This is a genomic window from Vibrio sp. McD22-P3 (assembly GCF_021568915.1).
GTDB lineage: Bacteria > Pseudomonadota > Gammaproteobacteria > Enterobacterales > Vibrionaceae > Vibrio > Vibrio mediterranei.
The window spans coordinates 97,191-117,446 of record NZ_JAKGTN010000019.1; the positions used below are offsets into that span (position 1 = coordinate 97,191).

Sequence of the window (20,256 nt, forward strand, 5' to 3'; positions counted from 1 at the left end):
ATTATCTCCAGCTACAAGGCAAAACTGCCGGCCAGTGTGGACAGTATTAAGTTCCATCCATCAACCAACACGAACAACATCAACTTGAAAGGCAGCGATACGATCATTGGTGACAACATCATCATACCCATCGCCATTAGTATCGACGCTACAACCAAGTCAATAATTAAAAACGGTAAGAACAACATAAAGCCGATCTGAAATGCCGTTTTCAACTCTGAAGTAATGAATGCCGGAATCAGTACCGCCATTGACACATCTTCTGGGTTCTGTGCTGTCGAGCCTGACATTTCAACAAACGTCTCCAAATCTTTGACTCGTGTCTGCTTCAGCATAAAGGATTTCATCGGGCCTTGTGCCTGCTGAAACGCTTCTTTTGCCGTGATTTGTTCATTCAAGTAGGGTTGAATCGCTTGGTCATTCACCTGATTCAATACCGGCGACATGATGAAAAACGTCAAGAAGATCGCGATACCGATAATCACCTGATTAGAAGGTGTTTGTTGCAAACCCATCGCTTGTCTTAGTATCGACATCACAACAACGATACGGGTAAATGAGGTCATCAAAATAACCATGGCAGGCAAAAAGCCCAACATGGTCATCAACGCCAAAATCTGCAAGTTTATTGAGTAGTCTTCGCTGCCATCAGGGTTGGTTTTCATGGTGAACGCCGGAATACCTGGCCCTGTGCCAAACGAGCTTGAGGAGGCGCTGCCCGCTGCCCCCCGGTCATTCTGCATAGCGGTGACAGTCACACCTGTGTCTAGTGCAGCATTACTCGGTACTGGTGTCGCTACCGCCTCTTCGGCCCATGACAGTGGCGCAAGAAGCAACGTCAAACAGATGAAAATCAGTCGAGTTAAGTTAGTCATGGGAATTCGGTTTCTTCATCAGTTTCGATAGCTGCGCAGCAAACGCAGGCTGAGCCAAATCGGCTTCCTCTAGTGGCGCCTCCAACTTTGAAATCAGCTGAATCGACTGCGAGGTAATACCCACTAAAAACTGCTCTTCACCTGCCTGTACTATAGCAATACGTTCTTTTGTCCCAACTGGAATTTGCCTAACAATCTTAAGCCCTTGCTGGTTGACCAGTGATGGCACCTTCATGCGTTTTAGCACCCATGCCAAACCAAGAATTATCAGAATAACTAACACTAAAGAACCTAGCGTAGTAGCTAGGTCAAATGGAGAACCAGAAGCGCTTAGTGGAGCACTTTCTTGAGAGGCGACCGCCGTCGATGCCCCTCCTAATGAAACTGCCACTAGCAGAACTCTAGACAAAAGCTTTATCGCCATATTAACGCAACTTCTTAATTCGCTCAGTTTGACTGATGACATCCGTCAAACGGATACCAAACTTGTCGTTTACCACAACCACCTCACCATGAGCGATCAAGGTACCATTTACCATGACATCGAGCGATTCACCAGCAATGCGGTCTAATTCCACTACCGAACCTTGGTTTAGCTGAAGTAGGTTACGGATGCTAATTTGTGAGCGGCCAACTTCCATAGAGATGGTCACTGGAATATCCATAATCGTATCCAGTTTACGACGCTCATCCTCTGAAATCGGCGCTGGCGAGTCTTGCAGTTCATCCAGTGGTGCGGCGAGTACCTCATCCACATCAATTTCTGGCGCCATTGGATCTTCACCTAAAGCGGCTGCCCATTCGTCTGCAAGTTTTTGGTCGTCACTAATCGTCATTATTTATATCTACTCTGGTTATTCTTCGTCTGCGTCTTCCACATGCTCCAACTCAGCCATAATATCCTTACCAAGGAAAGCTAAGTCGGTTTTCACTACATCTGGGCGTCTTATTTTTTCGGAAATCTGTACGGCAACTTTTTCGCCAGTGCGTCCCATCTTCACTCTGAACGTCGGCAATTCCTCGACAAACATAGTGGCATTTTCCGGCATATCGATAGGAATGATATCTCCGGCTTGCAACTCCATAAGGTCGCGAAGTGATACGTCTTTCTCTAACAGGTTCACGCGGAAGTTCACCGGAACATCCATAATCTCTTCACGCAGGGCGCTACTCCAACGGACATCGGTTTCCATCTTATCCGACTGGACACCTGCATCGAGTAATTCGCGAATAGGCTCCACCATAGAATACGGCATCACCACATGGAAATCGCCACCACCGCCATCCACTTCGATATGGAACGAGCTGACCACAATAACTTCGGTTGGGCTGACAATGTTCGCCATGCTTGGGTTCACTTCTGAGTCCAAATACTCAAACTCAACGCCCATAACTGGCGACCACGCTTCCTTGTAGTCTTCGAAAACGGTTTTCATCAATAACTGAATGATACGCCGCTCTGTAGGGGTAAACTCTCGACCCTCAATCTTGGCGTGAAAACGGCCGTCACCACCAAAGAAGTTTTCTACCAAAATGAACACCAAACGCGCTTCCATAGTAATGAGAGCTGTTCCTTTTAGCGGTCTGAAGCGCACCATATTCAAGCTTGTTGGCACGTATAAGGTGTTTTGGTATTCACCAAACTTCATCATCTGAACGCCGTTAATCGACACTTCAGCGGTTTTTCGCAACATATTGAATAAGCTGATTCGCATATGGCGCGCAAAACGTTCATTGATAAGTTCGAGTGTAGGCATTCGACCACGAACAATGCGATCTTGCGACGAGAAGTCAAAATGCACCACATCATTGGGGTCTTGATCTAGCTCATCTTCAACTTCATCGACATCGTCTACTCCGTGGAGAAGCGCATCAATTTCGTCTTGGCTTAATAAATCGGTCACACAATACCTACTGGATTACAAAGTCGGTAAATAACACTCTTTCGACTACAGGCTTACCGACAACCTGAGACAAACTGGCTTGAACATCAGCGGTAGCTTGGTCACGTAATTCAACGCGGCCATTCGTACTGCGCAATTGCTCAACCGTCGCCGACGCAAACGTCGACAACAATGTACTTTCTATTAAAGGAGAGTGATAACGCGCCACTTCTTCGTTATCTAGGCCACGGACCATAAGTTGCGCTTTGATCTGAACAACACGATCGCGCTGTTTGCCAGCGGCATTAAAGATAAATGGTTGGGCGATATTCACATACGATATTGGGTCAACTGGCACCGCTGCAGCACCGCTTTGTGCCGCGGGAGCACTTGCTGGCGCCTCACCAGATCCCATTAACCAATAGGCGACACCACCAGCAGCCAGTAATAGCACCAGCGCTGCGACAATAATGATCAACAGTTTTTTGTTGTTCTTAGGTTGTTCTAAAGTATCTTCTGCCATTTTGTTCTTCTATTTTCCATGAGATTACTCGCGTTAGGCGTAGTAACTAATACCATCTTTTTTATTGGCAACATTCACGTTCAAGCTTACGCTTTCTTCAGTATCATCGACACCATGATTCGACTGACCACTAGATTGAGATCCAGAACCACTCGATTCATGAGAAGCGTGACGTTGTTGCTGACCTTGACTCTGTTGCTGAACCGACGAATCTGCCAGTTGAATTCCCTGTTGAGACAGCATTTCACGCAGCCTTGGCATAGCATGATCGACCATATCGCGCGTTTGTTGGTTTTGAACCGTAAAATGCACCGTCGCAGAATCATTGTTTAAACTCATGCGAATTTGCATTCGACCTAAGTCTGGCGGATCTAAACGAATATCCACATGTTTCAAGTTTTTCGCCATCATCATTTGAACGCGCTCTGCAACTTGGTCACTCGCGTTCTCTTTGGTGAGCACTAGGGGCGACTGTACGTTTGTTGGTGCTTGTGATTGCTCAGCTCGCAGTTGATTAGCAGTCACACCTGCTGCTGCGGCATGCGTTATACCGGCGGGAGCATCATTTGCTTGCCCAAGGTTGGCGGCTCCTTTTTGTTTTTGCACGCCAGCTAAACTTGCATTCCCCGAGGTTAACGATGGATTATTGGTATTGTGATTGGTTGCGGCAGCATTAGCCGCTAATACACTTGCGGCCATCGCCCCCTCTGAGCCGGCTTGAGTTGCACTATGTATTGGCACTGCTGTTGCCTGGGTAGCTGGCGTCGCCATAGCAGCACTTTGACTTGCACTCGAATGAAGCTTATCTGCAGTAAAAGCCGTCGCCGCGAGAGTCTTGGCGTCTAATTTTCCGCCTTGCTCCGCATCAGGCTTAGACCAAGCAATTTGGTTTTGTGTGCCAGCTTTTGTGTCTCCATCAAACGTCGTTGCTCTCACCTCTTGGCCGGACGCTAAATGTGCTGCAGTTCCTGCGGCAACCGCCTTAGATTTGTGTGAACCGTCGAGGTTATCACCAGAAAGCGAAGCACTACCTTGTGTAGGATTATTTTGCGTAGACCCCGTTTGTGAAAGATTGCCCTGAGACGCAGAAAGTGCCGCCAATTCTTCGGCGGTAGCTTCTCTGACAACCCCATCAGGAGCAACGATATTTTTGCTTTGTTTCTCTATTGACGAGCCGTCGCCACTCATTGATGCTGCGTGTCCATCAACTTGATTCATCGTTTGAGGGTTGCGAGCGTTTGCAGTTGTAGTACCTAATATCGCGGCTCCTGCTAATTTGGCTTCATCTTGAGACTCAACTGATGTTGATTTGGGCTTTAGCGCACTGTTTGATTCATCTAAACGATTAAGCAATTCAGCACTGTCGCTCACGGTTTTTTTGGCTTCGACACTGCTGCCTTGAGAATCGGAGCTTAACGTCTCATCACCCACAGCTATAGCACCACCAGCCGCCATTTTTTTGACACCCTTCTCTTCAATGCCTTCTACATCTTCATCATTCGCCTGACTCTTTACCGTTGCTGGGGTGGCTTGTGAAGACTTAGTGGTCTCAGCGGCTTTTCCTACCTCATCACTCACTTCAGCGCCATCTTCCAATAAAACACCTGTCGAACTCGACGTTATCTTTTCGCCTGATTTCTTGCCTTCAACCTTTTGGTTTTCCTCAGTATTTTCTGAAGAAATTGCGCTTTTAAGCTTATCAAAAAAGCCCTGTTCTTCCGCGTTATCGGCGGAATCGACCAAGGTGGTGTTGTCACTAGACTTAGCATTTGGTGTCGCTGAAATACTGTTGTTAGTAATTGCCAGACTCATTCCATTAAGGCCCGTAAAGAAGAGTTAAATACGCTAGGTGGCAAAATGCCGCCGCTTACAGTTATGTCATCTATCGATGCAAAATTTGTACCGAACTGTGAGTTTTACTAAAGGATAGGGTTAACGAGCAGAGCGACGACGAGCGAAAAGCAGGTTAGAAAACTCATCCATCTGTTTTTGTTCAAGCTTTTGTTCTTGCAGTTGTTTCTCTTTAGCTTTTTTATCGATAAGCCACTCATAGGACCGACGTTGTTTACGAGAATTGTGCCAGTAATCTTGGCAGTCTTCGACCTGTTGTTTGAAGTGACTTTCTGCGGATTTTTGCTTGGTTAATGTCTCATCTAGCTGTGTCAAAAAACGATTGAGGTGACCATACTCACTCGCCGTCAGCCCTCTTTTGCCACGCTCTACAAGTTGATTACAGTAATCAAGGCGATACTGCTCAATTTGTCTTACTTGGTTGTAATAGTCTTCAAGCTCTGATCGTGCTTTGTTGAGGGCTAAGACCGCTTGTTGCTCGCTGTCTTTGGCTTGTTCTAGAAGAAAATCGAGCGCATTATCCATAACCGAATCAGTTTACCTGCAACAGTTGTTTAAGCATACCCAAACACATATCGTATGGCACCGTTTCACGCATACTTTGTTGCAAGTACTGGTCAAGCTTAGGTTTCAGCGTAAAGGCGCTATCAATAGCAGGGTCAGTTCCCGGTTTGTAAGCGCCTATGGATACCAGATCTTGATTTTTGCGACAAACCGATAGCACCTGCCTAACAGCTTTAGACATTAGTACATGCTGATCATCCGTGATTTGTGGCATAACACGACTCACCGATTTTTCCACATCAATGGCTGGATAGTGACCAGCATCTGCCATTTCACGAGACAGAACGATATGACCATCCAAAATCGCCCTCGCCGCATCAGCGATAGGATCCTGTAAATCATCCCCTTCAGTAAGCACAGTGAAGAATGCAGTAATGGAGCCCTGATTCACATCACCGTTGCCCGCTCGCTCAACTAAAGCGGGGAGCTTGGCAAAGACCGATGGCGGATAACCTTTGGTTGCCGGTGGCTCACCTACTGAAAGCGCAATCTCACGCTGCGCCTGCGCAAAACGAGTTAATGAATCCATCAGAAGTAAGACATCGAGCCCTTGATCACGGAAATACTCGGCAATGGTTAAAGCGGTTTGACAGCCCTTCAGGCGCATAAGTGGTGACGCATCAGCTGGTGCTGCAACGACCACCGAACGCTCACGACCCGATGTCCCTAGAATCTCTTCGATAAATTCTTTAACTTCTCGGCCACGTTCACCAATCAGTCCCACCACAACCACTTGTGCCGTCGTACCACGAGTCATCATACCTAGCGTGACCGACTTACCAACACCTGAACCTGCAAAAAGACCAATACGCTGACCTTTGCCAACGGTCAATAAGCCATTAATGGCTTTAAGGCCAACATCAAGTGGTTCAGAGATGGGTTTACGCGCTAGCGGGTTGATAGGTTCAGCATTGAACGACGCGCGTTGGTCAGTATAGATCTCACCCAGTCCATCAAGCGGGTTTCCCACTCCATCAATCACTCGACCGAGTAGTTCCATTCCTACTGGAAGTCCAGCATCAGAAGTCATTGGCGTTACCCGAGCGCCAGGAAGAACTCCGGTAATCTGTTCACTTGGCATTAGATACAAGTGTTCACCGGAGAAACCTACCACTTCGGCGTCCATTTCGCCGTGCATGGTTTCCACTTTACAGACACTACCAATGGGTGCTTTGCAACCGATGGCTTCGAGTGTTAATCCAACAACACGAACCAGTTTGCCAGAAGCAATCGCGCGAGACTTATGCCCTTCAACTTTGTAATTGGCCAGTCGCTCGGCAAGTGCTTGCATCACTCGCCTCCCTGATGGCGATTGGTTCCACAAAAACTTTGTAATACGCTTTTCACACGCTCTTCGAGTTTGTAACTCACGCTCGATTCACCCGCTTCGATAAATACATCACCACGATTGAGTGACGGTTCAATAACAAGCGTCCAATTGCGAATATCAAGCTCTTCATCACCATAAGCGGCACGGATAATATCAACATCAGCCGGATGGAGTTTTAACGTAATTGCATGGCCAACAATCGGTAACGCGTCGACCGATTGCTTGACGGTATCGAGAATGACTTGCGGATTGGTTTGTACCTCAACATGCACCACTTCCTTGGCCAACGCGAGCACCATGTCGACCAATTGCTTTTCAACTTGGTTGTTCATTAGCTCTAACGGTTGAGCAAATTGGTTCGCAATGTTCATGAAGACTTCAACCTGCTGCTTAATGTACTCTTCACCAGCGGCAACGCCTTCTGCTTTGCCTAACTCAAGTCCCTCGGCATGTCCTGCTTGAGTTCCCTCTTCCTTGCCTTTGTCGTAGCCTTGTTTAAAACCGGCTTCTTGGCCTTGGAACAAGCCTTCTTGATAAGCACCCTGTTTGATCTGCTCAATCTGCTCTTCAGTGAGCATCAAAGGCTCTTCTTCAGCTGGTGCTTCTTCTAGAGGAGCCCAACTAGGATCGTAGTTAAGCGCGGTCTCTTTGGCATGTTGATTAGTTTGTGAGGTGTAATCTGGTAACCCCCAAGAATGAGCTGACTCTATGGTATTGTCTTCTGACGGACGCAAAAAGCCACGTTTTCTATCTCCAGACATCAAGCCTTCCCTTTTATTCTTAAGAAAGTTTTCCAAATGAATATGTTATGAGTTTTTATAGGAACTCATCTGCGCCACCAGAAAGCATCAGCTCACCGTTGTCCGCCATTCGTCTAGCAATCGTGAGAATTTCTTTCTGTGCCGTTTCTACATCAGCAACACGCACAGGTGGCATCGCCTCAATATCTTCACGCATCATGTCAGCAGCACGTTTCGACATGTTATCGAAAATCTTCTCTTTAAGCGCATCATCGGCACCTTTAAGAGCACGTTGCAACACGTCTTGCGGTACATCTCTAAGCAGCTTTTGGATACCTTGGTCGTCCACTTCGATAAGGTTCTCGAATACAAACATAAGATCTTGAATCTGAGTCGCCATATCTTCGTCTTGGTCGCGAATTTGATCCATAAGAATCCCTTCGACGTTGTTGTCGAGGTAGTTCATGATCTCCGCAGCCGCCTTCAGGCCGCCAATCTTCGCGGCTTGAGCGCCTGCTTGGCCTGCGAACTGCTTCTCCATAATTTCGTTCAGTTCTGCTAAGGCAGACGGCTGAACTTCTTCCAAGTTCGCAATACGCATCATCAAATCAAGACGAACTCTCTCAGGGAACTGAGAAAGAATTTCTGCTGATTGATCAGCTTCCAAGTAAGAAAGTACGATAGTTTGAATTTGTGGGTGTTCGTTAACAATGATGCTGGCAACTTGACGCGGATCCATCCATTTCAATGAATCCAAACCTTTGGAGCCTGTTCCCAGAAGGATTTGGTCCACAAGGTTGTTGGCTTTATCTTCACCTAATGCAGCTACCAAGGTATTGCGCATGAAGTCTTCGCTACCCATACCAATATTGGTGTACTTCTGGATATCTTCTAAGAAGGCACGGTGAACCGCCCCCACTTTGTCTTGGCTCAGATCGCTGGCTTTCGCCATCGCACTACCCACACGCTGAACTTGTTTAGGTTCAAGATGACGAATGATGCTGGCCGCATCGGATTCATTCAAACTGAGTAGCAAAATAGCCGCTTTTTCATCTCCGCCAATGCTAGAAATGTCGACACTGGTTTCTGCAAGTTGGCCGCCATTTGCTGCCACGATCTCGTTTGCCATTAGTTTTCAGCCATCCAATTTTTAACAACTTGTGCCGCGAGTTCCGGCTCATTCGCCACCAGAGCTCGTACTGCTTTAAGCACATCTTCGTCTTTGTGTAGGTTTGGTAGGTCAATACCGGTACTAAATTCGAACAACTCACTGCCGTCAATATCAGTACCAATCAAGCTGGTTTCGCCGTCGGCGCCAAGCGGCAGACCATCCGGGCCATAAAGCTGGTCGTCTTCTTCCTGAGCTGCTGGGTTAAGCAGCTTCTTCATTGCTGGTCTAATTAGAACAAAGACCACGACGATGATCACCAAGGCACTCGCAAACCAGCGAATCCAATCATTGAAATTAGGGTGCTCCCAGATTGGTACATCCGGTAATAGATCGGCGGCAGGCTCTTCAAACGTCATACTCAAAACATTGAGTAAATCACCACGGTTTTCATTAAAACCAACAGCACCGATAAGTACTTGTCGAATTGCCGCCAATTCACTCTCTGAACGCGGCTGGTAAGTGACCTCACCAGTATCTGGGTTCACGCTTGAACGGTTTTTGATTGCAACCGCTACGGTCTGGCGATTTACTACACCGCTTTGTTTGCGCTCGTGACTAATCGTGGTATCGAGTTCGAAGTTACGCGTCGCTTCTTTATGAACTGAACCTTGCCCCATGATCGAGCCATCTTTCATTTGCGCGACATCAGTAGGAATAGAGGCATCAGCGGGTGGCTGGTTACTAAGTGCACCCGGCACACCAGCCACAACATTGCCGTTGTTGTAGTCTTCTAAGGTGTATTCACTTCGAGTTGCTGGCGTATTAGGGTCAAAGCGCTTACGCGTTTGCTCGACGGCGCTAAAGTCGAGTTCAATATCAACTTGAGCGGTGTAGTTACCTAAGCCAAGAATTGGAATCAATACCGAATCGATTTTTTCACGTAGCGCTTGCTCTTGATTTCGCTCTAACTCTTGCTCTTTTCGACGCGCCATAGAAGCTGCATCTTGAGAGCCTGAACTCAATAGGCGACCATGCTGATCAGTAACGGTAATACGTGATGGCTTCATGCCCGGTACGGCGCTCGCTACCATATCCACAACAGAGTCAACTTCTTGCTGCCTTAATACAGCACCTGTTGCTAGAGTGAGAAAGACTGAAGCGGATGCCTCTTGATTATGGCGAACAAAAACACTTTGTTTTGGCAGCGCCAGTAGCACGCGAGCGGTGCGCACTTGCTTCATCTGCTCAATAGCTTTACCTAATTGCCTTTCGCGGCTTAGCTTAAGACGTTCTTGTTCAAGACGCTGAGAAACACCAAATCCCATATCCTGCATCAGGATATCGTCACCGGTATTTGATGCGCGGTTTATTCCTGCACGCACCATATCAAGTTTGAGGTTATTGTATTCACTCGCAGGAACACTAAGTGCATTACCTTCTAACTTGTACTGCACTTTCTTCTGGTCAAGGTAATCAAGAACTGGAATAAGCTCTTCGGTCTCATATACACCTAACGGACGCATCTCTGGTTCTTTAACCCAGAAGAACAACATCACGATGAGCGCCACACAAATAGAGATAGACAGAACTAGGACGATTTGTCTGAGAAGATCGAGATCGCCTACGGCTAAGTCAAACTTAGAGCTGCTTTTCTCGTTGATGTCTGGATTTTGACTTTCTGCGGCGATGTCTGAGCTCGTCACCATTGCGGTATCTGAGCCACTATCCATTAACGCTACGTCTGTCGATTGATTTTCTTGAGCCACTACTTTTTACTACCTAGATTAAACGGGCATATTCATGAGTTCTTTATAGGCTTCTACAAGCTTATTTCTCACTTGAATGGTTGCTTCAAAGGCGACGCTAGACTTGTTTCGAGCGATCATGACATCAGAAAGAGAGACATCAGCATCCCCTCGGTCAAAACGCATTTGCAGATCACCGGATGATTTTTGAAGACCATTCACGTTGTTCACCGCTTGAGAAAGCATGTCGCCAAAGTTAGCACCAACCTGATGGGCGTTTGCTGCAGGCTTAGAGTTGGCCGCTTCCAACATCATGGTCTGCATTTCATTGTGTAATCCGTCTACTTTCATGCTTTATCAATCGCCGTCAATCTTTTGACAGTGTCCTTACAATATCTTGATTCTTTCCTGAAAATTGCAAAAATTATGCCATGGTTTAAACCTAAAGTGTTAGCTCTAAACCAACACTTTAGGACACATCTTAGCTCGGGATCTCAATACCAGCATCGCGCATCTTCGCTAACTTATAGCGTAAGGTTCGTGGGCTAATACCAAGTTTCTCCGCCATTTCTTTACGGCGACCTTCGCACTCTTTCAGCGTCTCCAAAATAATTGAAAACTCTTGATCTCGAAGTTCACCACCCAAGCCTTCGCTCGATGCTGCACTGCGACCCATCACGTCACTTGAAACCTGAGCAACAGGAGCAATCTCCGGTGCAACTTGCTCAGGGCTCGACACCACTTGTTGTAAGCTCGATGCGTCTTGCCAGTCCACACCTTCTAATAGAATATGCTCAGCGCAGATGGTTGACTCGTCACATAAGATCAAAGCGCGTTGCACCACATTATCTAGCTCGCGAACGTTACCCGGCCACGGATAGCTCATGAGTTTTGCTAATGCTGCCTGACCAAATTCTGGCACTGGCATTCCCAATTTCTTACAGTGGCGCTCGGTTAGATGACGGGCTAAAGGCGCAATATCTCCAGAACGATCACAAAGAGCTGGCCACGCAATTGGGAACACATTTAAGCGATAATATAAGTCTTCACGGAAGTTACCTTCCTGAACATATTGTTTAAGATCACGGTTACTGGTCGCCAATACACGAACGTCTAGCGCAATGCTTTTACGACTGCCTAACCGCTCTACCTCACGCTCTTGTAGTACGCGAAGTAATTTAGCTTGAAGGTTTAAATCCATTTCACTGATCTCATCGAGCAAAATGGTGCCACCTTGAGCTTGTTCAAATTTCCCCGGACAGGCTTGAATAGCGCCGGTAAACGCCCCTTTCTCATAGCCAAATAGGGTCGCTTCTAACATGTTGTCTGGAATCGCCGCACAGTTGATTGCAACAAAAGGACCGTCCGCACGTAGCGATTTGTTATGGATATAGCGTGACATGACTTCTTTACCTGAGCCACTTGGCCCCAGCACCATGACACTGGCGTCAGTCTTAGCAACTTTTTCAGCCAAAGTAAGCAGTTGAATACTCTTAGCATCCGCAACAATCGCATCACCATTATCATCTGACTTCACTGGCGCATAACGACTGACCATATTCAACAACACTTCCGGCGCAAAAGGTTTCGCCATGTAATCAATCGCGCCTTCCTTCATGGCTGCGACGGCATCTTCAATGTTGGCATAAGCTGTCATTAACAACACAGGCAAATTGGGCCAATGCTGCTTAATGTTTCGCAGGAGTGCTAAACCGCCCATCCCCGCCATCTGTACATCGGAAACAACAATATCTACCGGCTGAGTTTTGAGCTTCACTAGAGCATCTTCAGCGCAATCGGCTTCCACCCACTCATAACCTGCAAGGGCCAATGTATCGACGAGAGCTTCGCGAAGACCTTCATCATCCTCTACGATAAGTACTTTGCTTTGAGCCATCAGCTTATTCCTTCATTTGTTACTTCTTGAGATGACGTTGCCAATGGCAAGCACATGGTAAAACATGCGCCATCATCCTCTTCTGATATCAATTCAAGCCGTCCTTCATGAGCACGGCAAACCATTTGCACTACCGCAAGACCAAGACCCGTGCCTTGTGAACGAGTAGTGAAAAACGGTTCCATTATTTTCTGTTGCAGTTCAGCAGGTACGCCTGGCCCGCTATCTTGGACAGAGATTTTTAATTCGTTATTAACTGGACGGAAAAACACATCCAATTGCGACCCTTTACCAGCAATTTGCACGGCATTAAGTACAAGGTTACTCAAGGCAGAGGCAACCGCATTAACATTACCCAGCAGCGCTACTTCGTCTTGCTCTACTTCTAAACAATAATCGATGTTGTTGCTTTTTAGTGTGGTCTCGACCATCGGCTGATACTCATCCACCAGTTGTTTTAGGGTAAATGGCTTTATGACCTTATTGTCGCCCCCCTTTGCAAACAACAGCATGTCATTAACCTGCTTCTCAAGATCATGAAGTCTGTCGACCAATTTGATTTGAAAGCGTTCACGAGTAGGTTGTGGAAGGTTAGGCGCACCAAGGTTAGAGGCATACAACATAGCACTGGATAACGGCGTGCGAACTTGATGTGCGAGTGAAGCAACCATTCTTCCCAAAGATGATAAGCGCTGTAAATCGCTGACTCTTGATTGCAGCAAGCGCGTTTCAGTGAGGTCAGTAATGAGAATCAACTGTCCAGTTGAGGAAGCGGAAATAGCCAATCGAACCTTGCGGCCATTGCGCAAAGAGACCTCATGACCATCATCTTCTTTGGGGTCAAAAACCACTTGAATCAGATGAAACCATTTTTGGCCAACAAGGGGAATATCGAGAATACGGTGCGCTTCTGGGTTCGCTTCCCTGACCACACCTTGTGTATCCAACAAAATGACACCTGCAGGCATCGCTTCTATAACCTGCTGATATCGTTCTACTTGCGATTCCAAGGAATCTAAGTGTGAGCTTGATTGCTCATCTTGTTGTGATTCGCCCGTTGCCAACTGATCCATTTACGAGATGTTCCTTCTCAATACGACTCGCAGAAATACGTAGTCCATAAAAGACTTAAGCCCGAAAATGCAAAAAGCATGCCGAGCTTAAGTCTATATATTTCAACAAGTTAATCGCGTCAATAAATTGTCATAGCAAATTGAGCGTGACTTAAATCACATCACAAACAGCTCCAATCTAGCGGTGTAAGTTATACTTACGCATTTTTTCAACAAGGGTGGTACGACGCATACCGAGCATATCAGCAGCACGAGCAACGATGCCTTCTTGAGCATCCAAAGCTTGGCTAATCATGTTCACTTCGAGGTCGGCCAACATTTCTTTCAGGTTAACACCTTCAGGAGGCAACGATTGAGGTGCATTGTGACTTTCCAGTTCAGGCTCTTCAAAGGTAAAGTTTTCCGCGAATATACTATCGAGCGCATCACGCTCTTGTTCTTCAATCGTCTTGAACGCATTCATTTCTGGCTGGAATTCAGGGATATCACTATAACGATATTTAACCGGAAGATGATTCACATCCACCAAGCTATTTGGATACAAGATCACCATACGTTCAACGAGGTTGGCAAGTTCACGAACGTTACCTGGCCAATCATGTTCCATTAACGAATTAACGGAGCGAGGGGCGAAACAGATAGGTTGCCCCCCTTCTGCCTCCATACGCGCTAGCAGTTCTTGCAACAACAGAGGGATGTCTTCTTTGCGCTCTCGAAGCGATGGCATTTCAATTGGGAAAACATTTAAGCGATAGAACAAGTCTTCGCGGAAGTCACCCTGTTGGATCATACTTTCAAGATCGCGGTGCGTTGCGGCAACAATGCGAACATTGGCTTTAATCACGCTACTGCCGCCAACGCGTTCAAACACGCGCTCTTGCAATACGCGAAGTAACTTGACCTGCATCGGCATTGGCATATCACCAATTTCGTCAAGGAATAAGGTACCGCCATCGGCAAGCTCAAAACGCCCTTTACGAGAAGTAATCGCCCCCGTAAAGGCGCCTTTCTCATGACCAAACAACTCACTTTCTAGCAAGTCCGGCGGAATCGCTCCGCAGTTCACTGGAACAAACGGCCCACTACGACGAGTTGAATGGTAGTGGATGTTGCGAGCAACAACTTCCTTACCCGTGCCTGACTCACCCAGAATCAACACGTTCGCTTCTGAACCAGAGACCTGTTCAATCAAATGACGAACTTCCTGTATGCCAGGACTTTGTCCAACTAAACTACGAAATAGTGTATTTTTACGAAGATTCGACGGAACCTGAACGCCTTTACGCCCCAAAAACTCGCGACAATGACGCAGCGCATCACTTAGCTGAGGGTAGTTGAGAGGGAGTTCTAACTCACCAACAAAGTTGGAAAGTGGCTCAACCGCGCCGGTAAATTCACTCGTCACCAGCAAAGGAACATGATTAGACAGCGAAAGCTGCGATAACAAGACTTGAGATAGATTTGGGCTTTCCAAAGCACCTACGATGCAACCCGACCACGTCTGGGACCAATCGATTTGGTTTATGTCTGTAGATGGAATCGCCACACAATGCTCACCAACAAACTCCAAAATGGTGTTTAGATTAGTGCGAATTTGCGGATCATCAGCAATAACAAGAAGTTTAGCTAAGCCTTGCATGAGTCAGGAATTATGCCTTGATCAAAACCAACCACAGTGGCGTCAATTTTTTGTCACTCGTCAATTTTACGCCGAGCTAACAAAAGCCAAAAAACACCTTATAAAATTGACAAGCAATTTATAAAACAAGTGGTTAGATATAAAAAAACGCCATTAGGCTGGGAATGGCGTCTATTCTATTGACATTATTCTGATATAGCAACTTTGTCACGTTGACTTTAAGAGGTTAATTCCGCTTAGATTCCAACTTCTTGTGCTGTTAAGTTGTGGTAATCACTAGGAATTTGATCCCAAGCAGATTTTATCTCTCGTATGATCTCTATCACATCATCAATTGGTTTTGGGTTATTTTCGTGATTAGCCGTTGTGATTTGCGCAATCATGAACTCATACAACTGGTCGAGGTTTTTTGCGATGTCGCCGCCATCATCCATAGACAAGCAACTACGTAGTGCAATGATGATATCTAGAGCTTTGCCGATACGCTCGCCTTTCACAGGCACATTGCCTTGTTCCATCGCTGCCTTGGCTTGAATCAGTCTTTCTATCGCACCACCCATTAGCATTTGGATAACTTTGTGCGGTGACGCAGCACTCAATTGGCTGTCTACAGATACTTTCTTATATGCTTGTAATGAACCACGCATCACTATCCTCTCAAATAAATTTTTGGTACTGCTGTAGGGACTTTCTACCATGTCGGTACTTTCTAAGTTCCAGTCCCAATTGATCCGTTTTGGTTTGCATATGGGTCGCAATTCGACGTGTCGACTGTTCCACTTGCAGCCACTCATCACTCTGCTTTAGGTTCGGATTCCTTTGGCAAGCGGCTATTAACTTCGTGATTATCTGTTCTCTTTTATCGACCAGAAGGTGAATTTCTTCAGTATCCAACTCATCATTTTCTAAAACAGATTGTAAACGGTGATCCAAATCACCTAATTGTTTGAATATGCTCAATTAGTAGACCCTACTTTCGACATCAGCTTATCCCCCCATCGCACTCATCATGCCTGCTAATTGCGACTGCATCTTTCCGGTAGCGTCTTGCATGGCGGCAAATTTGTCGTGAGTTCGTTTCTGTAGGCTATCCATGCGACGGTCTAAATTGACCTGTTGGTCATTCAGTCGATAATTTTGTTCAACTAAGCTTTGCTCTCGAGTACGGATCGTCCCGGTAGCACCGGTCATACTGTGAATAGCATCTTCGACGCGTTTGGCAAATCCGTTATTACCGCCGAAAAACTCGCCTAGCTTGTTGAAGTTATTATTCAACTGCTTATCGAGCATTTGATAGTTTATTTCGAGATTACCTTGGCGCGTCGTAGTGACACCAAACTCAGTTAAGGTCTCTAACCCTTCAGGGGCACCTTCTACCGCTGATGAAAAGACACTTTTCAAACGCGAGTCCGCACTTCTCACCACACTATCTCCCGCCAATGGGCCGGTTTGCCCAGTTGTGGGATCTGCACTAGAAAGCTCTTTGGACACTTGATAAAACTGGTTGTAGGCGGCAACAAATTGTTCAATATCAGCACGCACACTAGCGCGGTCATATTCCACACCAATTTCAGCTGGACGATCCCCTTGCTTGGTCGTGCCTTTCAACGTTAAATCCACGCCTTCAATGGCACCTTCAATGACATTATTGTGACTTGATAGCTCAGCAATACCGTCGAGTATGACCTTTGAATCTTGCGCCGCTTGGACTTGTGACATGCCATTGTAGATTTGCAGCGATCGCTGTGCTTCGGCAAGTTCAGCTTGAACTGATTCTACTTTTTCTAAACGCTCACGTTCTTCAGGTGATAGCTTGGCACGCTCTAGTTGCTTGGCCTCCGCTTCGGTCATATCACCGTCAGCAACAGCTTGGGCAATGGCCGCTTTTTCATCGGCCAATTCTTGCTCTAGCTGAGCTTGAGCTTCACTTGGCGTTACATAAGAGTCGGTCAAAGTGCCCGAGGCTGTATTACTCCAACCCGGGACTTCACCCGATTTCTCTAATGCTTTTTTATCAAGCTCCGGCTCTGGCGCTTGATAGGAATCCATTAAGGTTCCTGATGCAGTTTCTGTCCAACCGGGAATAGTGTCTTCAGGGCGGCCAGATGTTGCCTCTTGCGCGACAGATTCTGCGCTTTGTTCATCCTTGGTGTTTTCCTCTACCAAAGCTTCATTAGCAGTGGCTTCATTCACCTCATCTGCTTTCTTAGCTTCATCTTCCTCAGAGGATGGAACATCTAGTAAAGCTAATGCATCAGCCTGAGCTTGCTCCAACGCTTTAACGCGCTGCTCAATAGTTTTGTATTCGAATCGATAGAGATCATTGCCGGGCTCAGCGTCTACAGCAATTAACAAGGCATGTTCAGCCCCTGATTGGTTAGCCGCCACAATGAGTCTAGGACCATTGATGTCTTTAACGATAGATGCGCGTACACCGGGGTTGTCACTCGCGCCGTTAATGGCACGAACTACGTCGGTTAAACGAGAATTACTGCGAAGGGAAATATCAAAGCTGTCATCACCCATTGAAATTTGCAGCTTACCTGGACCAAACTTCGTATCTTCAGGAATAGCATCCGAAGCGATTTTATGGCTTTGAGCAAGCTGCAATACATCGACAGCGTATTTGCCAGCAATAGCATCGGTAGATGCTGTTGCCGTGACAACGCTTTCTTCGGAGGTGTTGACGCTTCTCAGCGCAAACGCCTTCTCCTGGCGAAAGCTTGCCATAAGATTTTTCATCGTATCTAGTGACTCTTTGAGTCGTCCGTAGGCACTTATACCGGTATCAATTTTGCTACGCTCATAGTCGAGACGTTGCTGTTTCGGAATCCGCTCAGCATCGACTATTTTGCTCACCATGGAATTGATATCCATGCCTGAAGACATCCCTATCGGGCCCATATTCACCAAACCACTTCGAATTTAATACTATTGCATCTTAGTGATGCGACTACACCAACATGTCAATGCTGAGTGCGCCATGTTTTTCAACACGCTTTAGTACGTCGAGAAGCTCTTGATCTGGAAACTGACGAATGATCTCACCGCTGTCTTTCGCATAAACAGTAATGATGTCGCGCCCTGATTCTTCATCTCTTCGAAACGATAATCCCGTATTCATTGAGGTGAGAAACTCATCAAGACGTTTGACCATATTTTCACGTTCTGCCTGATTGAGGTCATGACGCTCGGTCGCAATTTTCTGAATCAATTCGGAAGTTTTCTGGCTAGAAAACTCCACACTTTCCGCCGTTCTCAGTTCATTGACCTTTTTCGGCTGTGAGCCTTTATCGGTATCAACTGACGGTGTTGTTTTATTAGTATTTTTCGAAGCAAGTTCTGTGCCACTAGAAGAGGCAAAAGGCTGAATGTTCGACGCGTAGGATGAGATATCCACTTTCGTTCTCCCGTTTCTAACCTTCTCTATTGTCCAACTCCAACTGGGGTAAAACTAGTTGAGCAATAAGCTTGAAATTGGAAGTTGGTGATAGAGTAACCCTATCACCAACACACTTGCCTAAGGTGTAAGCCTTTTTTAGCCTAGTAGGCTAAGTGCAGCTGATGGCGATTGCTTCGCTTGAGCTAGAATTGAAGTACTCGCTTGCTGCAGGATTTGGTTCTTGGTCATTGCCGTCGTTTCTTTCGCGTAATCGGTATCTTCGATACGGCTCTTAGATGCATTAACGTTTTCGTTGATATTATCTAAGTTATTGATTGCGTGATTGAAGCGGTTTTGGAACGCACCAAGTTCTGCACGGTTACTGTCTACGTATTTTAGCGCCGCATCTAGAATAGCTACTGATTCTTGTGCACCACCTACAGAAGTAACGTTGATGTCATTAACTGATACCGCGCTTGCTGCGCCAGAAAGGTCAAGCTCAGAACCGCCCGCTAGTGAACCACCGAACGTTAGTGAAGCACTATCAGCTTCGCCGTTGCTGCTTGCGAAGATTTGCAGAGCACCGTCTTCATCAACAGATGCTTGAACTTGGTCTGTTTGACCATTGATGTAGGTTGCAAGTTGCTCGATATCATCACCTTCTTTACCAGTGATAGCAATCTGAGTCATTGCGTTACCCGCTTTGTCATTTAGGTCAATCGTTAAAGTAGCACCCGCTCCAACTGTCCAGCTTTCATCTTTCGCGTTAGCCGCTTTATAAGAAGAACCGCCCATTTGTGCATTGTCAGAGCGCATATCGTTCATGCTCAGCATAACTGCTTCGCCACTGTTAGAACCGATTTGGAACGACTGTGTACCGTATGTGCCATTTAGAAGACGGTTGCCACCAAAAGACGTGGTTTCCGCGATACGGTTTAGCTCGTCATTAAGCGCTGTCACTTCTTCTTGAATTGCTACACGCTCTGCTTTTGAGTTAGAGCCGTTTGCAGATTGTAGAGATAGGTCACGCATACGTTGTAGGATGTTAGTAGTTTCATCCATAGCACCTTCAGCTGTCTGCGCAATAGAGATACCATCGTTTGCGTTTTTTACAGCCATATCTAAGCCGCGGCTTTGAACATTCAATCGGTTCGCAATTTGCAGACCTGCTGCATCGTCTTTCGCACTGTTGATTTTGTAGCCCGAAGACAAGCGTTCCATTGATTTTTGTGTGTTCTCTGCTGCGTTATTCAGATAACGCTGAGCAGTCATTGCAGACACATTCGTGTTTACATTAATTGCCATACTGATCTCCTTAGGCATTTAGGATAGATGGCCTCTGTGTCTCTCACCTCACATTGGCACATCCGATTTTATTTCTCTCAATCCCTGTAACGGCGATAAATTTAGAAGCTTTAGAACAAATTGGCGTTTTTTTTACTATTAATTCAATTGATTGGATAAATGTGATTTAGATCGGAGATTCGAATGGAGGATAGTTGTGTTTGCAACGCTCTAAAGCCAAATGAAAAAAAACCAGAGCCGAAGCTCTGGTTTTTTTGTTTGTCATCTGAGGTGACGCTTAGCCTAGTAGGCTCAATGCTGCGTTTGGCGCTTGCTTCGCTTGCGCCAAAATCGAACTT

Annotated in this window: 21 protein-coding genes; all 21 read right to left on the reverse strand. The window is 46.4% G+C overall.

Features of this window, described 5'->3' with window-relative positions:
• Positions 1–11 precede the first annotated feature (11 nt).
• Positions 12–875, reverse strand: a complete 864-nt coding sequence (gene fliP, locus L2W36_RS20620) for a flagellar type III secretion system pore protein FliP (RefSeq protein WP_006069972.1) — start codon at positions 873–875, stop codon at positions 12–14.
• Entirely contained in the window at positions 868–1,299 is a 432-nt protein-coding gene (gene fliO / locus L2W36_RS20625) for a flagellar biosynthetic protein FliO (protein ID WP_031494290.1), read from the reverse strand. Before fliO ends, fliP begins: the two co-directional genes overlap by 8 nt.
• A 1-nt stretch (position 1,300) precedes the next feature.
• The gene (fliN, locus tag L2W36_RS20630; RefSeq protein ID WP_006069970.1) at positions 1,301–1,711 is read right to left on the reverse strand and encodes a flagellar motor switch protein FliN; all 411 of its coding nucleotides are present in this window, start codon (positions 1,709–1,711) and stop codon (positions 1,301–1,303) included.
• Between the two features lie 18 nt (positions 1,712–1,729).
• Positions 1,730–2,779 (reverse strand): flagellar motor switch protein FliM, encoded by a 1,050-nt coding sequence (gene fliM, locus L2W36_RS20635; protein ID WP_006069969.1) that lies wholly within the window; start codon positions 2,777–2,779, stop codon positions 1,730–1,732.
• 7 nt (positions 2,780–2,786) lie between these two features.
• Positions 2,787–3,281, reverse strand: coding sequence for a flagellar basal body-associated protein FliL (gene fliL, locus L2W36_RS20640; protein ID WP_236111400.1), 495 nt, complete (start codon positions 3,279–3,281; stop codon positions 2,787–2,789).
• 33 nt (positions 3,282–3,314) lie between these two features.
• Entirely contained in the window at positions 3,315–5,093 is a 1,779-nt protein-coding gene (locus tag L2W36_RS20645; RefSeq protein ID WP_236111402.1) for a flagellar hook-length control protein FliK, read from the reverse strand.
• Between the two features lie 120 nt (positions 5,094–5,213).
• Positions 5,214–5,657, reverse strand: coding sequence for a flagellar export protein FliJ (gene fliJ / locus L2W36_RS20650; RefSeq protein ID WP_236111404.1), 444 nt, complete (start codon positions 5,655–5,657; stop codon positions 5,214–5,216).
• Positions 5,658–5,664: 7 nt separating this feature from the next.
• Complete coding sequence (gene fliI / locus L2W36_RS20655) at positions 5,665–6,987, reverse strand: flagellar protein export ATPase FliI (RefSeq protein ID WP_236111408.1); 1,323 nt, start codon at positions 6,985–6,987, stop codon at positions 5,665–5,667.
• Positions 6,987–7,787 carry a flagellar assembly protein FliH gene (gene fliH / locus L2W36_RS20660; RefSeq protein ID WP_236111409.1) on the reverse strand — a complete coding sequence of 267 codons (801 nt, stop codon included), beginning with the start codon at positions 7,785–7,787 and terminating at the stop codon, positions 6,987–6,989. Before fliH ends, fliI begins: the two co-directional genes overlap by 1 nt.
• 55 nt (positions 7,788–7,842) lie before the next feature.
• Positions 7,843–8,895 (reverse strand): flagellar motor switch protein FliG, encoded by a 1,053-nt coding sequence (fliG, locus tag L2W36_RS20665; RefSeq protein WP_006069963.1) that lies wholly within the window; start codon positions 8,893–8,895, stop codon positions 7,843–7,845.
• Positions 8,895–10,607 carry a flagellar basal-body MS-ring/collar protein FliF gene (fliF, locus tag L2W36_RS20670; RefSeq protein ID WP_216610756.1) on the reverse strand — a complete coding sequence of 571 codons (1,713 nt, stop codon included), beginning with the start codon at positions 10,605–10,607 and terminating at the stop codon, positions 8,895–8,897. The genes fliG and fliF overlap by 1 nt, the downstream gene beginning before the upstream one ends.
• 54 nt (positions 10,608–10,661) lie before the next feature.
• Positions 10,662–10,973 carry a flagellar hook-basal body complex protein FliE gene (fliE, locus tag L2W36_RS20675; protein WP_006069961.1) on the reverse strand — a complete coding sequence of 104 codons (312 nt, stop codon included), beginning with the start codon at positions 10,971–10,973 and terminating at the stop codon, positions 10,662–10,664.
• Between the two features lie 130 nt (positions 10,974–11,103).
• On the reverse strand, positions 11,104–12,519 hold the full coding sequence (locus L2W36_RS20680) for a sigma-54-dependent transcriptional regulator (protein WP_006069960.1): 1,416 nt from the start codon (positions 12,517–12,519) through the stop codon (positions 11,104–11,106).
• Positions 12,519–13,592 carry a sensor histidine kinase gene (locus L2W36_RS20685; protein WP_006069959.1) on the reverse strand — a complete coding sequence of 358 codons (1,074 nt, stop codon included), beginning with the start codon at positions 13,590–13,592 and terminating at the stop codon, positions 12,519–12,521. Before L2W36_RS20685 ends, L2W36_RS20680 begins: the two co-directional genes overlap by 1 nt.
• A 178-nt stretch (positions 13,593–13,770) precedes the next feature.
• Entirely contained in the window at positions 13,771–15,231 is a 1,461-nt protein-coding gene (locus L2W36_RS20690) for a sigma-54 dependent transcriptional regulator (protein ID WP_006069958.1), read from the reverse strand.
• 236 nt (positions 15,232–15,467) lie between these two features.
• On the reverse strand, positions 15,468–15,878 hold the full coding sequence (gene fliS, locus L2W36_RS20695) for a flagellar export chaperone FliS (protein ID WP_006069957.1): 411 nt from the start codon (positions 15,876–15,878) through the stop codon (positions 15,468–15,470).
• Positions 15,879–15,888: 10 nt separating this feature from the next.
• Entirely contained in the window at positions 15,889–16,191 is a 303-nt protein-coding gene (locus L2W36_RS20700) for a flagellar protein FliT (protein WP_088876021.1), read from the reverse strand.
• Positions 16,192–16,218: 27 nt separating this feature from the next.
• Complete coding sequence (fliD, locus tag L2W36_RS20705; RefSeq protein WP_236111413.1) at positions 16,219–18,141, reverse strand: flagellar filament capping protein FliD; 1,923 nt, start codon at positions 18,139–18,141, stop codon at positions 16,219–16,221.
• Positions 18,142–18,184: 43 nt separating this feature from the next.
• Positions 18,185–18,631 carry a flagellar protein FlaG gene (locus tag L2W36_RS20710; RefSeq protein WP_038229345.1) on the reverse strand — a complete coding sequence of 149 codons (447 nt, stop codon included), beginning with the start codon at positions 18,629–18,631 and terminating at the stop codon, positions 18,185–18,187.
• Between the two features lie 138 nt (positions 18,632–18,769).
• Positions 18,770–19,918, reverse strand: coding sequence for a flagellin (locus tag L2W36_RS20715; protein ID WP_006069953.1), 1,149 nt, complete (start codon positions 19,916–19,918; stop codon positions 18,770–18,772).
• Between the two features lie 143 nt (positions 19,919–20,061).
• On the reverse strand, positions 20,062–20,256 hold a 195-nt coding region (locus tag L2W36_RS20720; protein WP_236111415.1), incomplete at its 5' end, for a hypothetical protein.

Excerpts from the sequence above, each read along its gene's own strand:
- fliP (WP_006069972.1), bottom strand. The coding sequence starts at position 875 with ATGACTAACTTAACTCGACTGATTTTCATCTGTTTGACGTTGCTTCTT.
- fliO (WP_031494290.1), bottom strand. The coding sequence starts at position 1,299 with ATGGCGATAAAGCTTTTGTCTAGAGTTCTGCTAGTGGCAGTTTCATTA.
- fliN (WP_006069970.1), bottom strand. The coding sequence starts at position 1,711 with ATGACGATTAGTGACGACCAAAAACTTGCAGACGAATGGGCAGCCGCT.
- fliL (WP_236111400.1), bottom strand. The coding sequence starts at position 3,281 with ATGGCAGAAGATACTTTAGAACAACCTAAGAACAACAAAAAACTGTTG.
- L2W36_RS20645 (WP_236111402.1), bottom strand. The coding sequence starts at position 5,093 with ATGAGTCTGGCAATTACTAACAACAGTATTTCAGCGACACCAAATGCT.
- fliJ (WP_236111404.1), bottom strand. The coding sequence starts at position 5,657 with ATGGATAATGCGCTCGATTTTCTTCTAGAACAAGCCAAAGACAGCGAG.
- fliI (WP_236111408.1), bottom strand. The coding sequence starts at position 6,987 with ATGCAAGCACTTGCCGAGCGACTGGCCAATTACAAAGTTGAAGGGCAT.
- fliH (WP_236111409.1), bottom strand. The coding sequence starts at position 7,787 with ATGTCTGGAGATAGAAAACGTGGCTTTTTGCGTCCGTCAGAAGACAAT.
- fliG (WP_006069963.1), bottom strand. The coding sequence starts at position 8,895 with ATGGCAAACGAGATCGTGGCAGCAAATGGCGGCCAACTTGCAGAAACC.
- fliF (WP_216610756.1), bottom strand. The coding sequence starts at position 10,607 with ATGGATAGTGGCTCAGATACCGCAATGGTGACGAGCTCAGACATCGCC.
- fliE (WP_006069961.1), bottom strand. The coding sequence starts at position 10,973 with ATGAAAGTAGACGGATTACACAATGAAATGCAGACCATGATGTTGGAA.
- L2W36_RS20680 (WP_006069960.1), bottom strand. The coding sequence starts at position 12,519 with ATGGCTCAAAGCAAAGTACTTATCGTAGAGGATGATGAAGGTCTTCGC.
- L2W36_RS20685 (WP_006069959.1), bottom strand. The coding sequence starts at position 13,592 with ATGGATCAGTTGGCAACGGGCGAATCACAACAAGATGAGCAATCAAGC.
- L2W36_RS20690 (WP_006069958.1), bottom strand. The coding sequence starts at position 15,231 with ATGCAAGGCTTAGCTAAACTTCTTGTTATTGCTGATGATCCGCAAATT.
- fliS (WP_006069957.1), bottom strand. The coding sequence starts at position 15,878 with ATGCGTGGTTCATTACAAGCATATAAGAAAGTATCTGTAGACAGCCAA.
- L2W36_RS20715 (WP_006069953.1), bottom strand. The coding sequence starts at position 19,918 with ATGGCAATTAATGTAAACACGAATGTGTCTGCAATGACTGCTCAGCGT.